General features: G+C 71.1%; 16 protein-coding genes. 10 read left to right on the top strand and 6 right to left on the bottom strand.

All coding sequences use genetic code 11. The features are described 5' to 3' along the window. The first annotated feature begins 300 nt into the window (after positions 1–300). Positions 301–1,008, top strand: a complete 708-nt coding sequence (locus M1L60_RS37985; protein WP_253242414.1) for a tropomyosin — start codon at positions 301–303, stop codon at positions 1,006–1,008. Positions 1,009–1,410: 402 nt separating this feature from the next. Then, entirely contained in the window at positions 1,411–2,172 is a 762-nt protein-coding gene (locus M1L60_RS37980) for an alpha/beta hydrolase (protein WP_253242441.1), read from the top strand. A 343-nt stretch (positions 2,173–2,515) separates the two neighbouring features. Here M1L60_RS37980 and M1L60_RS37975 read toward each other — a convergent pair whose 3' ends face one another. From M1L60_RS37975 to M1L60_RS37965, 3 genes are read right to left on the bottom strand one after another with little or no spacing between them, the layout of a single operon-like run. Beyond that, positions 2,516–3,466 carry a VWA domain-containing protein gene (locus tag M1L60_RS37975; protein WP_253242413.1) on the bottom strand — a complete coding sequence of 317 codons (951 nt, stop codon included), beginning with the start codon at positions 3,464–3,466 and terminating at the stop codon, positions 2,516–2,518. After that, positions 3,463–4,440 carry a DUF58 domain-containing protein gene (locus M1L60_RS37970; RefSeq protein WP_253242412.1) on the bottom strand — a complete coding sequence of 326 codons (978 nt, stop codon included), beginning with the start codon at positions 4,438–4,440 and terminating at the stop codon, positions 3,463–3,465. The genes M1L60_RS37975 and M1L60_RS37970 overlap by 4 nt, the downstream gene beginning before the upstream one ends. After that, positions 4,422–5,549, bottom strand: coding sequence for an AAA family ATPase (locus tag M1L60_RS37965; RefSeq protein WP_253242411.1), 1,128 nt, complete (start codon positions 5,547–5,549; stop codon positions 4,422–4,424). The genes M1L60_RS37970 and M1L60_RS37965 overlap by 19 nt, the downstream gene beginning before the upstream one ends. A 256-nt stretch (positions 5,550–5,805) precedes the next feature. Between M1L60_RS37965 and M1L60_RS37960 the strand changes: the two genes are divergently transcribed. The 4 genes from M1L60_RS37960 to M1L60_RS37945 are packed head-to-tail and all read left to right on the top strand — an operon-like array spanning position 5,806 to position 8,303. Then, positions 5,806–6,027 carry a hypothetical protein gene (locus M1L60_RS37960; RefSeq protein WP_253242410.1) on the top strand — a complete coding sequence of 74 codons (222 nt, stop codon included), beginning with the start codon at positions 5,806–5,808 and terminating at the stop codon, positions 6,025–6,027. Between the two features lie 9 nt (positions 6,028–6,036). Further along, positions 6,037–6,531 carry a PH domain-containing protein gene (locus tag M1L60_RS37955; protein WP_253242409.1) on the top strand — a complete coding sequence of 165 codons (495 nt, stop codon included), beginning with the start codon at positions 6,037–6,039 and terminating at the stop codon, positions 6,529–6,531. Further along, entirely contained in the window at positions 6,528–7,904 is a 1,377-nt protein-coding gene (locus tag M1L60_RS37950; protein ID WP_253242408.1) for a PH domain-containing protein, read from the top strand. Before M1L60_RS37955 ends, M1L60_RS37950 begins: the two co-directional genes overlap by 4 nt. 9 nt (positions 7,905–7,913) lie before the next feature. Beyond that, the gene (locus M1L60_RS37945; RefSeq protein WP_253242407.1) at positions 7,914–8,303 is read left to right on the top strand and encodes a thioesterase family protein; all 390 of its coding nucleotides are present in this window, start codon (positions 7,914–7,916) and stop codon (positions 8,301–8,303) included. Here M1L60_RS37945 and M1L60_RS37940 read toward each other — a convergent pair. Then, positions 8,296–9,234: a carbohydrate kinase family protein gene (locus tag M1L60_RS37940; protein WP_253242406.1), complete on the bottom strand. Its 939-nt coding sequence runs from the start codon at positions 9,232–9,234 to the stop codon at positions 8,296–8,298. The two genes, M1L60_RS37945 and M1L60_RS37940, sit on opposite strands and share 8 nt — an antisense overlap. Before the next feature lie 95 nt (positions 9,235–9,329). Between M1L60_RS37940 and M1L60_RS37935 the strand changes: the two genes are divergently transcribed. Next, on the top strand, positions 9,330–9,977 hold the full coding sequence (locus M1L60_RS37935; RefSeq protein ID WP_253242405.1) for a superoxide dismutase family protein: 648 nt from the start codon (positions 9,330–9,332) through the stop codon (positions 9,975–9,977). Positions 9,978–10,027: 50 nt separating this feature from the next. After that, entirely contained in the window at positions 10,028–11,497 is a 1,470-nt protein-coding gene (locus tag M1L60_RS37930) for an aminopeptidase P family protein (RefSeq protein ID WP_253242404.1), read from the top strand. Here M1L60_RS37930 and M1L60_RS37925 read toward each other — a convergent pair. Then, the gene (locus M1L60_RS37925; protein ID WP_253242403.1) at positions 11,494–11,967 is read right to left on the bottom strand and encodes a hypothetical protein; all 474 of its coding nucleotides are present in this window, start codon (positions 11,965–11,967) and stop codon (positions 11,494–11,496) included. The two genes, M1L60_RS37930 and M1L60_RS37925, sit on opposite strands and share 4 nt — an antisense overlap. Before the next feature lie 157 nt (positions 11,968–12,124). On the opposite strand from M1L60_RS37925, the gene M1L60_RS37920 reads away from it, so the two are divergent. Continuing rightward, complete coding sequence (locus tag M1L60_RS37920; protein ID WP_253242402.1) at positions 12,125–12,544, top strand: YciI family protein; 420 nt, start codon at positions 12,125–12,127, stop codon at positions 12,542–12,544. Next, complete coding sequence (locus M1L60_RS37915) at positions 12,541–13,785, top strand: RNA polymerase sigma factor (protein ID WP_253242401.1); 1,245 nt, start codon at positions 12,541–12,543, stop codon at positions 13,783–13,785. The genes M1L60_RS37920 and M1L60_RS37915 overlap by 4 nt, the downstream gene beginning before the upstream one ends. Here the strand turns inward: M1L60_RS37915 and M1L60_RS37910 are convergent. After that, the gene (locus M1L60_RS37910; protein WP_253242440.1) at positions 13,762–14,514 is read right to left on the bottom strand and encodes a class I SAM-dependent methyltransferase; all 753 of its coding nucleotides are present in this window, start codon (positions 14,512–14,514) and stop codon (positions 13,762–13,764) included. The two genes, M1L60_RS37915 and M1L60_RS37910, sit on opposite strands and share 24 nt — an antisense overlap. Positions 14,515–14,535: the final 21 nt, after the last annotated feature.

The following is a 14,535-nucleotide window of genomic DNA, read 5'->3' as shown; positions in this document are numbered from 1 at the left end:
CAGCGACCTGACGACGACGTCAATATGAACGTAAAGGCCACCGATTGATCCACTGATACAACACCTGCAAGGGCATTCCTCTAGGCCGAAGGTGAGCTTCCCCGGTTTGGTGGAGCTTCTGATCTTCCCCGGCTCCACGGAACCCGGGGAAGATCATTCCCAAACATGATCGACTGATCATGGGGCAGAAAGTATCCGCGGGCGCACCGAAGAAGTATCCCGATGAGCTCAGAGCGCGGGCCGTGCGCTTGTATCGCATTTCGCAGAGCTGCAAGAGATCGATCGCCGTAGAGTGCTGCCGTGTCCACTAACGACGACCTGCCGGTGACCGAGGAACTTCCTGATGAGGCCCTCTCCAGGCCACCGCGATGGCGCTCTCCGGTCTTCATCGTTGCAGCGGTTGTGGGCGCGATGGTTTCGGCGGTCGTCATCAACATCGTCACGTCCGACGAGCCTTCCGTTGGATCGGTGGACTGGGTTGCAACGATCGCCATCGCCGCCACCGGCATCAGCCTCATCTTGGATGCGTTCGCACGCAGACTGACTGTTCGCGCAGACCGTGCGACGGCGCGGTCTCGCGACGCGTTCGACAGGGCCGCCGCCCAGGCCGTCAACTCTGTCGGCAAATCCTTGCCTGCACCCAAGCCGTCTTTGGAAGAGGAACTGGCCGAGGTGTCTGAGGCGCTCTCGGCTACCGTGAAGCGGCTCCGGCAGGTCAGTGCAAAGGCGGAAGCGTTCGAGACGGAAGTCAAAGACCTCGTAGCCCGTGCCGATGCTGCCAAGGCGACCGCGAGTCTCCACGAGGACGATGCGAAGAGGATCGCGAAGCTACTCGGGTCTGAAACCGAGGCGCGACTACAAAGCGAGATCCGAAAGCTGACCGTCGAACACAATCGCCAGATCGACGGGCTGCGCCGCTCAGGAAACCGGACCGCCTTTTGGACCTTTGGAGGTGGTGTTGTCCTCGGCACGGTCGGCAACGTGGTGGTCGCGCTTGTCATGGGGTGACGTCCAAGTTGCCTGCGGCGAGCAGGGCTTACGGCCCTGGAGAGGTCACCAGTTCGATCCCTGTTTTGCCCCACCAGGTCAAGGGACGTGTCGATCGACAAGAATGGCCTCTGTTGGTTGGCGGAGGCGACGGCCGGTCACGCCCGAGTCGTACCTGGGTAGCACTGTCGAATGCGGTCTGTGGGGTGACGATTCGGGGGGTGTCTCGGTCGGACGCTGCGGGCCATGCGAATCCTGCCGCTTGCCCTCGTTCTGACCAGTCTGCTCGCCGTCACGTTGCCCGTTCCGGCTCGTGCCGGGCATAGCACCGCAAGCGCGCCGGCGGCTTCCGTTCGGCCGCGGCTTGCGTTGGCTACAAGCAGGGCCGTCTTCGCTGACGCTTACCGTCGGTCCGCTGTGGATATGCTCGCGGCCGGCTGCCCCTATGCCACCTGGGCGGGGGCGGGGCGGCACTTCCTCTTCTTCGATCCGGCCGGGGACGGGCGGGCCGCCGAGGTCCTGGGTGACCTCGCCACCGCCACCCGCGTCGCCATCCTGATCCCGGGTGTGGACACCACGCTGGCCGACTTCGACCGGGGGCTGGGCGGCGTCCCCCGGCGCGCTCCGGGCGTCCAGGCTCGGGCCCTGCATGATCTGCTGGCCAAGCGTGACCCTCACACCGCCGTCATCGCCTGGCTCGGGTACGACCCGCCGGAGGGGATCGGGCTGGCCGCCGCCACCGAGGGGCGGGCCCGGGACGGCGCCGCCACTCTCAGCGCCTTCGTGCGTGATCTGCTGCCGGGGAAGGCCGTCACCCTCGTCGGGCACAGCTACGGCTCGATCGTCGCCGGGCTGGCCGCCAAGAACCTTCCTGAGGTGTCCGATGTGGTCACTCTGGGCGCGCCGGGCATGGGGGTCGACCGGGCCGACCAGATCGGGGGCGCGCGGGTCTGGTCGGCGCTCGCTCCGACCGACTGGATCCGCCGGATTCCGTCGGTGCGGGTGTTCGGGCTGGGGCTGGGGCGCAAGCCCACGTCGCCGGAATTCGGGGCGTACGCGCTGCCTACCGACGGTGTGGCCGGGCATGACTTCTATCTTGTGCCGGGTAGTTCGACCCTTCGGGCGGTGGCCGGGGTCGTCCTGTCGGGTGGTCCTCGACACGACGGGCCAGGCCGCGTTTCTTAGGCGCGGCTTAAGGGGTACAGTTCCGGGCGGTCCTGACGCCGTACGACTTGTTGGAGGTGATCGCTGTGCGAGATAGCGATCCTCCTAGTCGTGGCCGGGCCGCCCGTCAGCCGGTCTGACCGCTGACATCGATCAACCCCGCATCATCTCCCCGGGTCCAAGGGGTCTCAGTCGTGTGCGCCGCGACGCCGATGCGTGGGTTCCGGCCGCGACGTGACGTGCGCTGAAAACGCCAGTCACCCAGCGGAAGAAGTCGTCCGATGAAGAACCTCATCGCGCCCCTGACCTTCACGGTCGCCGCCGTCTACGTCGTCGTCCTGTTCGTCCTCGCGCACAGCACCCCTTAAGGCAGCCGGGACGTCCAGATCAGTGACAATCCGGCAGCAGCGAGACCCAGCAGCAGAGCCAGCCCCGCGTACCACTGCGTGACCTCGCGCGGTTCCACGCGGTGGCCGATCGAGCTGCCCATGTCCTCGTACACCTGCTTGAGCTCGCTGACCGAGGCCGCCTCGTAGAAGTAGCCCTTGGTGTTCTCGGCCAGCTGCTGCAACGACAACCGGTCGACCGGCACCCGCTGCAGCGCGCCCCGGATGTCGACCACGCCCGTGTCGGTGCCGAAGGCGATCGTCGAGACCGGCACATTGGCCTGGGCGGCCGCGGTGGCCGCGTCCTCGATCGAGCGGCCCGACGTGCGGTAGCCGTCGGAGAGCAGCACGATCCGGGCCGGGGGTGCGCCGTCGGCCCCGTCGGCGGGGACCGAGCGGATCGCGTCGAGCGAGGTGAACACGGCCTCGCCGGTGGCGGTCGCCTCGGCCAGGGTCAGGCCGTCGATCGCCGAGAGCACGTCGGAGCGGTCCTTGGTCGGCGAGACGAGCACGTTGGCCGCCTTGGCGAACGACACCAGACCCAGGTTGTACGTGGGTGGCAGTTCGCTGACGAACGCCTTCGCCGCCTCCTGGGCCGCCTCGATGCGGTTGGGGGCCACGTCGTCGGCCTCCATCGACAGGGACACGTCGATGGCCAGCATCACCGTGGCCCGCTCGAGCGGCTCTTCCTTGTCGACCGACGGGCGGGCCAGGGCCGCGCCCAGGGTCAGCAGGGACAGCAGGAACGCCGCCGCCGAGATGTGTTTGCGCCAGCCCAGGCCCTTGGGGGCGAGGGTGCGCAGCAGGTCGACGTTGGTGAACCGCATCGCGTACGTGCGTTTGCGGAACTGCCGCCACGTGTAGAGGCCGGCCAGAGCCAGCACCGGGAGCACGGCGAGGAGCCACCACGGCTCCAGGAATCGGATCATCGGGTGGTCCCCCGGGTGCGTGCGTGTCGTTGGGCGGCCACGAAACGGACTATATCCAGCAGCCAGTCGGTGTCGGTACGCAGGCGCAGGTGGGCCGCGCCGGCCGCGCGCAGGGCGCCGGCGATGGCGCCGCGCTGTTCGGCCGCGGCTTCCGCGTAGCGGTGCCGAAGCTTGGCGTCGGACGTCTGCACCTCGTGCAGTTCGCCGGTCTCGGGGTCGGCCAGGGTGAGCACGCCGACGTCGGGCAGTTCCAGTTCGCGGGGGTCGACGACCTCGATGGCCAGCACGTCGTGACGGACGCCGAGTTTGCGGACAGGCCGTGACCAGCCGTCCACCGGCGCCATGAAGTCGGAGATCACGACGGCCACCCCGCGGCGGCGGGGCGGCCGGTTGAGCATGTCGATCAGCGCGCCGAGGTCGGTACGGCCGGGGCGGATCTGGGTGCCGGCGATGGCCCGCAGCAGGCCCTGGGCCTCTTTGCGGCCCGGCCGGGCGGGCAGCCGGACGACCGGGGTGGCGGGCGGCGGCTCAGCCGATCGGCGGCGTTTTTTCGAAGCAGCACCGGAGCCGGTGCCCACGACAGCCCCGATGCGGTTTCCCCCGCGTACGGTCAAATGCGCCATCGCAGTGGCGGCCGCCAGCACCAGGTCGCGCTTGAGGTGCAACGCTGTGCCGAAGTCGAGGCTGGCGCTCAGGTCGATCGCCATCCACGTCTCGAGCTCGCGGTCGGCCACCGTACGGCGCACGTGGGGCAGCGTGGTGCGGGCCGTGACCGGCCAGTCCATGCGGCGCACGTCGTCGCCCGGCCGGTACTCGCGGGACTCCCCCGCCTCGCTGCCGGGGCCGGGCAGCAGACCCGCGTAGTCGCCCTGGAGCAGCCCGTCGAGTTTGCGGGTGACCAGCAGCTGGAGCCGGGAGAGGACGGCCTCGGCCCGGGCCGTGCCGGCCTCGTCGCCTAGTGCTGTGCCGGCCATACCGCACCGGACTGCGGGGTGTGCGGCTGCGGCCCGCCGCTGACGGGGGCGGCCGGGTGGGTGCCGTTGGGCGAGGTGCCCTGGCGGGCGGCCACCGAGGGCAGCGGGACGCTCTGCATGATGCGGGCCACGATGTGGTCGGCCGGGATGTCGTCGGCCAGCGCGTCGTAACTGAGCACCAGGCGGTGGCGCAGGATGTCGGGCGCGATGTCCTGCACGTCCTGCGGGAGCGCGTAGTCGCGGCCGCGCAGCAGGGCCAGGGCCCGGGTCGCGCGCACGATGCCGAGCGAGGCGCGAGGGCTGGCCCCGTACTGGATCAGCTGGGCCACGTCGGGCATGCCGTGCTGGGCCGGGGCGCGGGTGGCCAGGACCAGCCGGACCGTGTAGTCGACCAGGGCGTTGTGCACGAACACCTGGTCGGCCCGGCGCTGCAGACCGAGCAGATCTTCGGTGGTGAAGACCGTCTTGGGCTCGGGCGCGCTCACGCCCATCCGGTAGACGATCTCGCGCTCCTCGGCGTCGGTCGGGTAGCCGACCAGGATCTTCATGAGGAAGCGGTCGCGCTGGGCCTCGGGCAGGGGGTAGACGCCCTCCTGCTCGATCGGGTTCTGGGTGGCCATGACCAGGAACGGGGTGGGCACCTCGTGGGTCTGCCCGCCGATCGACACCTGGTGCTCGGCCATGACCTCGAGCAGGGCCGACTGCACCTTGGCCGGGGCCCGGTTGATCTCGTCGGCGAGCAGGAAGTTGACGAAGACCGGGCCCAGCTCGACGTCGAACTTCTCGCTCGACTGACGGTAGATGCGGGTGCCGACGATGTCGGCCGGAACCAGGTCGGGGGTGAACTGGACGCGCGAGAACGAGCCGCCGACCACCCGGGCCAGCGTCTCGACGGCGAGCGTCTTGGCCACGCCGGGGACGCCCTCGAGCAGGCAGTGGCCGCGCGCGAGCAGCGCCACGAACATGCGCTCGACCATCCTGTCCTGGCCGACGATCACCCGCTTGACCTCGAACATCGCCCGCTCGAGCTGGGACGCGTCCTGTGCCGGGGGCACGGGCGCACCGGCACCGGGGGTCGTCTCGGTCTCGGGCGTGAGCGGCTGCGCCACCAGTCCTCCACAGCGGTTCGAAAAGCCATTGCCGACGCTCAAGACTTACACGACCGACCTGAGAGCGTGCTCTTGGTGTCGCATTACGCTCCGCCGATGCGCCTGGCCATGGTCCGGAGGCTTTGATCTTTCTGCGCGATGCGCCGGATCGGGCACCTCCGCGGGGAGGATGCGCGGCGGTCCGAAGCGTGTAACATCGTCCCCGTCGCCGGGCGACTTCCCCCGTGGTCGCCCGGCGCTCAATACTCTTGAGCGCATGGATGGCCCTGCCGAGCCTCAGTGCTCCGCCAAAGGTTGTCGCGCCGACGCGACCTGGCAGCTTCTGTGGAACAACCCCAAGCTGCATACCCCGGATTACCGCAAAACCTGGCTGGCCTGCGACGAACACCGGGTCACCCTGGGTCAGTTCCTCGACGTCAGAGGATTCCTGCGCGAAGTGACGCCCTTCGGTACGGCAACCGATGCGAGCGTCTCCTAGGCTGAAGGGGTGACCGTCGACGCCCTGACCCCCTGGCCCGACACCGTGGAATGGCGTTCGGTCTCGCCGAAGCTGATCACAGTGGAACTGATCGTCCGGTGGAGCTGGACGGTGATCGTCGTCGCCGGCCTGTGCGTCGGCCTGGTGCTCCAGGGCCACTGGCTGTGGCAACTGGGCATCGCCCTGGTCGTGCTCAACGCGATCTGGCGCTCGTTCGTCACCGTCCGGGCCGTCCGCGCCTGGGGCTACGCCGAGCGCGACCAGGACCTGCTGGTCCGGCACGGCCTGCTGGTGCGGCGGCTGTCCATCGTCCCGTACGCCCGCATGCAGTTCGTGGATGTCACGGCCGGCCCCCTCGAACGCGCGTTCGGGCTGGCCACGGTCCAGCTGCACACGGCCGCGGCGGCCAGCGACGCGCAGATACCGGGTCTCCCGCCGGCCGAGGCGTCGCGCCTGCGCGACCGGCTCACCACGCTCGGGGAAGACCGGGCCGAGGGCCTGTGACCGCCGCCGGCCCCCCGCAACCGACCCTGCCGCCCGAGGCCGCCGTCGTCGAGCCCCGTCGCCGCCTGCACCCGCTGAGCCCGGTGCTGCACGGCGCCAAGAGCATCGCGGTGGTCGTGGCGGCGCTGTCCTGGCAGACCCTGTCGCAGGTCGGGCTGGAACGGTTCGCGCTGGTCGTGGCCGTCATCGCGGTCGCCGTGGTGATCTTCTCGATCTTCGGCTGGCTCACCACGGGCTATCAGGTGGTCGGCCGTGAGCTGCGGATCAGCGACGGCGTGATCTGGCGCCGCAACCGGGCCATCCCGCTCGAACGGCTGCAGGCGGTCGAGCTGCGCCGCCCCCTGCTGGCCCAGCTGACCGGGCTGGCCGAGCTGCGCCTCGAGGTGATCGGTGGCGGCAAGACCGAGGCCCCGCTGGCCTACCTGACCGTGCGCGAGGCGGCAGCGCTCCGGCAGCGGCTGCTCGCGCTCGCCGGTCGTACGCAAGCGGCGGCGCCACCCACCGACCAGCCGGCGGACGCGGCACCGGCCGCGCCCACCCTCGAACGCCCGCTCCTGCGGGTCAAGAACCGTGATCTGGTCGTCAGCCAGTTGCTCACCCCGCAGGCGTTCTTCCTGCCCGTGGGCGTGGCGTTCGTGGTGCTGCAGTTCGTGATGGAGGGGTCGTGGACCTTCGTCGGCATCGCCAGCACGGTGACGGCGATGGCCGGTGTGCTGCTGCAGCCGGTGCGGCGCGTGCTGCAGGACTGGGACTTCCGGCTGGCCCGCGACCCCGAGGAGAGGCTCGTGGTGCGCTACGGGCTGCTCGAGACGCGCAGCCAGGTCGTGCCGCTCAACCGGGTGCAGGCGGTCGGCGCGACCTGGCCGCTGCTCTGGCGGGGGCAGGGCTGGCTGCATCTGCGGCTGGCCGTGGCCGGGTACGCCGGTGAGGGTGGCGGCGACGCCAAGCGCTCCGACCGGTTGCTGCCGGTGGGCGAGTTCGACACCGCGCGGTCGCTGGTGTGGGAGGTGCTGCCCGGGGTCGATCTGGCCGCGCTGGCGACCTCGCCGCCGCCGAAGCGGGCGCGCTGGCTCAACCCGATCGCCCTCAAGTCGATCGGCGTCGGGCTGACCCCCGAGGTGCTGGTGACCCGGTGGGGGCTGCTGACCCGCGAAATGCATCTGGTGCCGTACGCCCGTCTGCAGAGCGTCCGCGTCGTGCAGGGCCCCCTGCAGCGCATGCTGGGCCTGGCCACCGTGTATGCCGACACCGCCCGCGGCCGCTCCGGCCAGGCCAAGGACCGCGACCTGGCCGAGGCCTACGCGCTGGCGGCCGAGCTGGCCGTGCGGGCCCGGCAGGCCCGCACGAACCTCAAGACGCCCGCACAGCCCTAAGCTCTGGGCATGGAGCTTCCGGAATTCCCGCCCGGTCTCAGCGCCCGGGTCGAGCTGACCGTCACCGATGCCGACACCGCGCAGGCCCTCGGGTCGGGCGACGTTCCCGTGCTGGCCACGCCGCGCGTGCTGGCCCTGGCGGAGGCCGCCACCGTCGCGGCCACCGCCCGGCACCTGCCGGGCGGGCTGACCACGGTCGGCGTCCGGGCCGAGATCAGCCACCTGGCGCCCACGCCGGTCGGGCGCCAGGTGCACGCGCTGGCCACGCTGGCCAAGGTCGAGGCGCGCAAGCTGCATTTCGAGGTCGTCGTGCGCATGGGCGAGACGCTCGTGGCCGAGGTGACGGTCGAGCGGATGATGCTCGACCGTCAGCGGTTCATCGAGAAGGCGATCAGCTGAGCGGGCCCCAGCGGGCCACCACTTCCTCGTTGGTCGGCATGGCCACGGCGCCACCGCGGCGCTCGCAGACCAGGCCGGCCACCGCGAGGGCGAACCGGACGTTGCGCTGCCAGCCGTCGAGATCCTTGGGCAGGCCGTCGGCGAGCAGGCGGCGGACGAGCGCGCCCATCACCGAGTCGCCGGCGCCGGTGGCGTCGATGGCGTCGACCTGGGGCGCGGGCAGGTTCACCGCGCCCTCGGCGGCCGACACGTACGCCCCCTGGGAGCCCCGGGTGACCACGACTGCCTTGGCCCCCAGACCGCGGATGCGCTCGGCCGCCTGCTCGGGCGACGCGCCGTCGTAGAGCACCTCGGCGTCGGCCGCGCTCAGCTTGACCAGGTCGGCCGTGGCGAAGAACTCCTCGGACAGCTCGCGCAGGTGGGTCACGGCGGCGCCGTCGGGCAGCAGGGTGGGCCGGGCGTTGGGGTCGAACACGCGCAGCGGACCGGGGATGGCCCAGGCGGCCCGCGCGGCGGCCCGGATCGGCTCGCGCAGCAGGCAGATCGAGCCCGTGTAGAGCACGTCGGCCCCGGCCACGGTGGCCGTGTCGAGGTCGGCCGGGCCGAGCAGCGAGTAGGACGGGGGCTCGCCGTAGAACGTGAAGGTCGGCTCGGCGCCCACGAACGTCGTGACGGCGAGCGTGGTCGGCACCGAGACCCGCTTGACGCCCGCCGTGCCCACGCCGCGCTCGGCCAGGAACACGGCCAGGCGGTTGCCGAGCACGTCGTCGCTCAGCGATCCGGCGTACTGCACCTGCCCGCCGAGCCGGGTCGCCCCGACCGCGACGTTGAGCGGCGCGCCCCCGATGGCCTGGCGGTAGACCACTTCACCGTTGTGTTCGGCCTCCTGCAGGTCGATCAGCGCCTCGCCGAGCACCACCGCGTAGCCCATGCCGTCCTCCTGTGTCTCGATGGGGAACAGCCTTCCGTCCCCCGACCCACCGCACCAGTGCTCGCGCAATATGTCCCATTTGAGATGATCGTGGGATGCGAAAGCGCGCGCTCGTCCTCACCCTTCCCCTGTTCATGATCACCGGCTGTACGAACTCGGTGCAGGTCGGCCCCACCGATCGGGCCTCGATGATCACTTCTGCCTCGTCCTGGACGCTCCATCAGGGCTCGGCGAGCCCGGAGCCGACGAGGTCGTGGACGCCGGACACGACCGCCTCGGGCACGTTCCTGCCGCACCGGCCCGGCTCGACGGCGATCACCTACGACCCCGCGGTGGTTCCGGCCGGCGCGCGGGCCACGGTCGGCGTCGCGCAGAAACCCCGGAGCACCGAGGTACGCCTGGAGGTGGCGGGACTGATCCCGCGGCGTACCTACGGTGCCCACCTGCACACCGAGCCCTGCACCGCCGTACCCGACCAGGCCGGCCCGCACTACCAGCACCAGAAGGACCCGAAGACGCCGTCGGTCGACCCCTCGTACGCCAACCCGGCCAACGAGGTGTGGCTCGACTTCACCGTCGACGGCTACGGCACGGCGACCGCCGCGGCCACGCAGCCCTGGACGTTCCCGGCCGGCCGGTCGGCCCGCTCGCTGATCCTGCACGCCCAGGCGACCAAGACCGCCGCCGGCGTGGCCGGCACCGCCGGGCCGCGGGTCGCCTGTCTCACCCTGCCGCGGCGTTGAGCGCGCGGGGAAGGCGGTAACGTCGAGGCCACACGATCGGAGGCGCCACCATGGCCGAGCAGAAGGCCGCGCAACCCGCGGCCAAGACGGAATCCCACGACCCCGCCTTCCCCGAGGCCTTCCTGCAGTTCATGCGGACCGGGTGGCGAGAGGACCCGCTGGCCGTCAGCCCGCGACCCGAGGTGCCGAACTACGCCAAACGGCGCAACGCGCTCTCCGAGGCCTTCCCGGGCGAGACGCTGATCATCCCGTCCGGCAACGAGAAGGTCCGGGCCAACGACACCGACTACTCGTTCCGCCCGGGCAGCGACTTCGTCTACCTGACCGGCGACCGCGACCCCGACAGCGTGCTCGTGCTGCGGCCCAGCGGTTCCGGCCACGACGCGGTGCTCTACACCCACCAGCGCAACTCCAAGGACACCGACGCGTTCTTCCGCAGCCGCAACGGCGAGCTGTGGGTCGGCCGCACCCACACCCTGGCCGAGAAGTCGACCGAGCTCGGCCTCGAGACGGCTCCGCTGGGTGCGCTGGGCGCGGCCCTGGCCGGTTCCGCCCCGGGCCGTACGAGGGTGCTGCGCGGTCTCGACCCGAACGTCGACCGCACCGTGCTGGCCTACGAGCCCGACCGCGAGAAGCCGCGCGACCGCGAGCTGGCCTGGGTGCTCAGCGAGCTCAAGCTGATCAAGGACGAATGGGAGATCGCCCAGCTCCAGGCCGCGATCGACGCCACCGTCCGCGGCTTCGAGGACGTCGCCCGGGTGCTACCGGCCGACCGCCCGGTCAAGGAGCGCCTGCTCGAGGGCGTCTTCGGCCTGCGCGCCCGGCACGACGGCAACGACGTCGGCTACACCTCGATCGTCGGCGCCGGGCCGCACGCGACGATCCTGCACTGGATCCGCAACACCGGCACCACCACGCCGGGTGAGCTGCTGCTCATGGACATGGGCGTCGAGGGCGACAACTTCTACACCGCCGACGTGACCCGCACCGTGCCGGTCAACGGCCGTTTCACCCCGCTCCAGCGCCAGGTGTACGACATCGTGCACGCCTCACAGCAGGCCGGCATGGACGCCATCCGGCCCGGGGTGCTGTTCAAGGACGTGCACAAGACCTGCATGCGGGTGCTGGCCGAGGGGCTGAACGACCTGGGTCTGCTCCCGGTCAGCGTCGACGAGGCGATGGACGAGAAGAGCACCGTCTACCGCCGCTGGACGCTGCACGGCTTCGGCCACATGCTCGGCATCGACGTGCACGACTGCAACAACGCCCGCAACGAGACCTACCGTGACGGCCCGCTGCAGGAGGGCTACGTCCTCACGGTCGAGCCCGGCCTCTACTTCCAGCCCGAGGACGACCTGGTGCCGGCCGAGCTGCGGGGCATGGGCGTGCGCATCGAGGACGACGTGCTGGTCACCGCCGACGGCTGTCACAACCTGTCGGCCGGGCTGCCCCGCTCCTCGGCCGACGTCGAGGCCTGGCTGGCCTCGCAGCGCGAGGCCGGCCCCCGTCTGCCCGGCTAGGCCTTCTTGTAGTCGCTGATGTTCCAGCACTCCGGGCCCGAACCGACGTCGATGGTCACCTTCACCGGGTGACCGTCGGCGTTGTCGAACGCCTTGGTGACCTGGCCGCCGTCGTCGGCCGCGTTCTGGGCCATCTCGAGCAGCTCCTTGAGCGTGAAGGCCTCGATCTCCTCGCCGGTCTCACCGGTGGCCGGACCGGGATCGGCCCCGGCACCGGCCGACGGCGGGGCCGACGCGGCGTTCAGGGGCAGCGACGAGTCGACCGCGCCCGCCTTCACCTCCACCTGGTACCGGCCCGCCGGCGCGGCCGCGTCGCAGCCGCGGGCCAGCACATAGGAGTACGTCGCGGGCTCGGTCCAAGCCGGCGGCGAAGCCGGTGGGGCCGCCTCCTTCTTCTCCTCCGATGAGGACGTGCACCCGCCGGCCAATGCCACCAGGGCGATGCCACCCAGGACCCATCGCAACCGCACAACTGTCTCCCCTCACCGAAAAATGCAGGACGCAATGTAGCGCAACGACGCACCCCCGAAATTCGTCGCGGGCGGTGTCGATCGGCGTCGCGCCCGTTCGACCTGAGGGTGAGAAGGTCGACGAGCGACCGGACCGGACACCGAGGAGAACGTCACTATGGCGAAGTACATGCTGATCATGCGGAACACCGACGAGAGCCAGGCCCGCATGATGTCCACGCCGATGGACGAGATGATCGAGCACGTCGGCCGTTACAACGAGGAGCTGATCAAGGCCGGCGTCCTGGTCGCGGCCGAGGGCCTGGACGACCCGGGCCAGGGCGTGGTCGTCGACTACAGCGGCGAGACCCCGGTGGTCACCGACGGCCCGTACGGGGAGACCAAGGAGCTGTTCGGCGGGTTCTACATCCTCGACGTCACCTCGAAGGAGGAGGCGGTCGAGTGGGCCCAGCGCATGCCCGGCTTCCCCGGCTCGAAGTGCGAGATCCGCCGCGTCCCCGGCATCGACGAGTTCCCGCAGGACAACGAGTGGATCCAGAAGGAGCGCGTCTGGCGTGAGCAGACCGGCCAGCTGTGACCACCCTCGAGGCGGTCTGGCGGATCGAGTCGGCCCGCATCGTCGGCGCGCTCACCCGCTACACCGGCGGTGACCTCGACCTGGCCGAGGACGTGGCCCAGGAGGCGGTGGCCGAGGCCCTCGTCTCCTGGCCGCGCGACGGCGCACCGGCCAACCCGGTCGGCTGGTTGCTCAACACGGCCCGGCGGCGGGCGATCGACAGCTTCCGCCGCCGGGCTGCCCGGGACGAGAAGTACGCGCTGCTGGCCCAGGAGGACACCGACGGCGGCGACGGGCACCTGTGGGACCCGGACCGCATCGACGACGACGTGCTGGCGCTGATGTTCGTCGCCTGCCACCCGGTGCTCTCGGCCGAGGCCCGGGTGGCGCTCACCCTGCGTACGGTGGGCGGTCTGTCCACGGAAGAGATCGCCCGCGCGTTCCTGGTGCCGGTGCCGACGATCCAGGCCCGGATCACCCGGGCCAAGAAGACGATCGCCGCTGCCCAGGTGCCGTTCGAGGTGCCACCGCCGTCCGACCGCAAACAACGGCTGGGCGGTGTCCTGAGCGTCCTCTACGTGATCTTCACCGAGGGCTCGACGGCCACGGCGGGTGACAGCCTGCTCCGCGCCGATCTGGCGTACGAGGCGGTGCGGCTGGCCCGGACGCTGGCCGCGTTGCTGCCGGGCGAGCCCGAGGTGTTCGGGCTGATCGCCCTGTGCGAGCTGACCGCCTCGCGGTTCCCGGCCCGCACCGCGCCCGACGGTTCGGCCGTCCTGCTCGAGGACCAGGATCGCCGGCGCTGGGACCGGTCGGCGATCCGCCGCGGCTTGGCCGCCCTGGATCAGGCCGCCGCGGCCGGTCGCGGCCTCGGCCCGTACGGGTTGCAGGCCGCGATAGCCGCCGGCCACGCCACCGCCGGTTCGGTCGCCGAGACCGACTGGGACCGCATCGTGCTGCTCTACGAGGCGCTGGGCCGGGTCGCCCCCTCGCCCGTCGTCGAGCTCAACCGCGCGGTCGCGGTGGCCATGGCCAGTGGCCCGGCGGCCGCCCTGCTGCTGGTCGACGAGCTGGTCGCACGGGACCGGCTGCCCGGTTCGTACCTGCTGCCCAGCGTGCGGGGCGAACTGCTGAAACGGCTGGGCCGCACGACCGAGGCCCGGGCCGAGCTGGAACTGGCGGCCCGGCTGTGCGGCAACGCCCGCGAGCGGGCCGTCCTGATCCGGAAGGCGGCGGACCTAAGCGCGCTGCAGGACGAGTAGATCGCTCTCCTCGTCGACCGGCCGCGCTCGGCCCTCGGCCCGCACGGCCGCCTCGAGCGCGTCGAAGCCCTCGATGATCTCGAGCTCGGTCAGCCGCTCGAACGTGGACGAGCCGCGCAGCTTCAGCCGGTGCTCGTACTCGGCCAGGCTGTCGGCGATGCGTTCCTGCACCCGCTCGACCGTCACGAAGTCGAGGCCGGCCGCGGCGAAGGTGTCGAGCAGCGGGTCGAGACGCGGGAAGACCTGCTCGTCGATGTCCCGGGCGCCCGGGAAGTAGCTGTACCACGGCAGCTCGGGCATGCGGTCGGGGAACAGGCTGCGGATCAGCACCCGGCCGCCGGGGCGCAGCACGCGGGCGATCTCGGCCGCCGCGGCGGCGTGGTCGCGGACGTGGTGCAGCACGAGGAACAGCAGCACGAGGTCGCAGCCGGCGTCGGGCCGCGGGATCTCGGTGGCCGAGCCGGCCAGGTAGGTCACGCCGGGGTGCTCGCCGTGTTCCTCGGCGACGGCTCGCATGTGGTCGGACGGCTCGACGCCCCAGACCGGGCCGCCGAATTCCGCGGCCAGCCCAGGGGTGAAACGGCCGGTGCCGGAGCCGAGGTCGAGCACCTCGAGCGGACGCCGGTCGGGCGCGTGGCGCGCGAAGACGCGCAGCCAGTCGGCCAGCCTGTCCGGGGTCAACGCGCGGGCCCGCGCATAGACCAGATGCTGCCGGTCGTCGTAATTCACCTCGCGCAACTGCACACCCCT

Source organism: Paractinoplanes aksuensis (assembly GCF_024137025.1).
GTDB lineage: Bacteria > Actinomycetota > Actinomycetes > Mycobacteriales > Micromonosporaceae > Actinoplanes > Actinoplanes aksuensis.
Note: the sequence above shows the minus strand (reverse complement) of the source record. Positions and strands in the feature narration are given on the sequence as shown.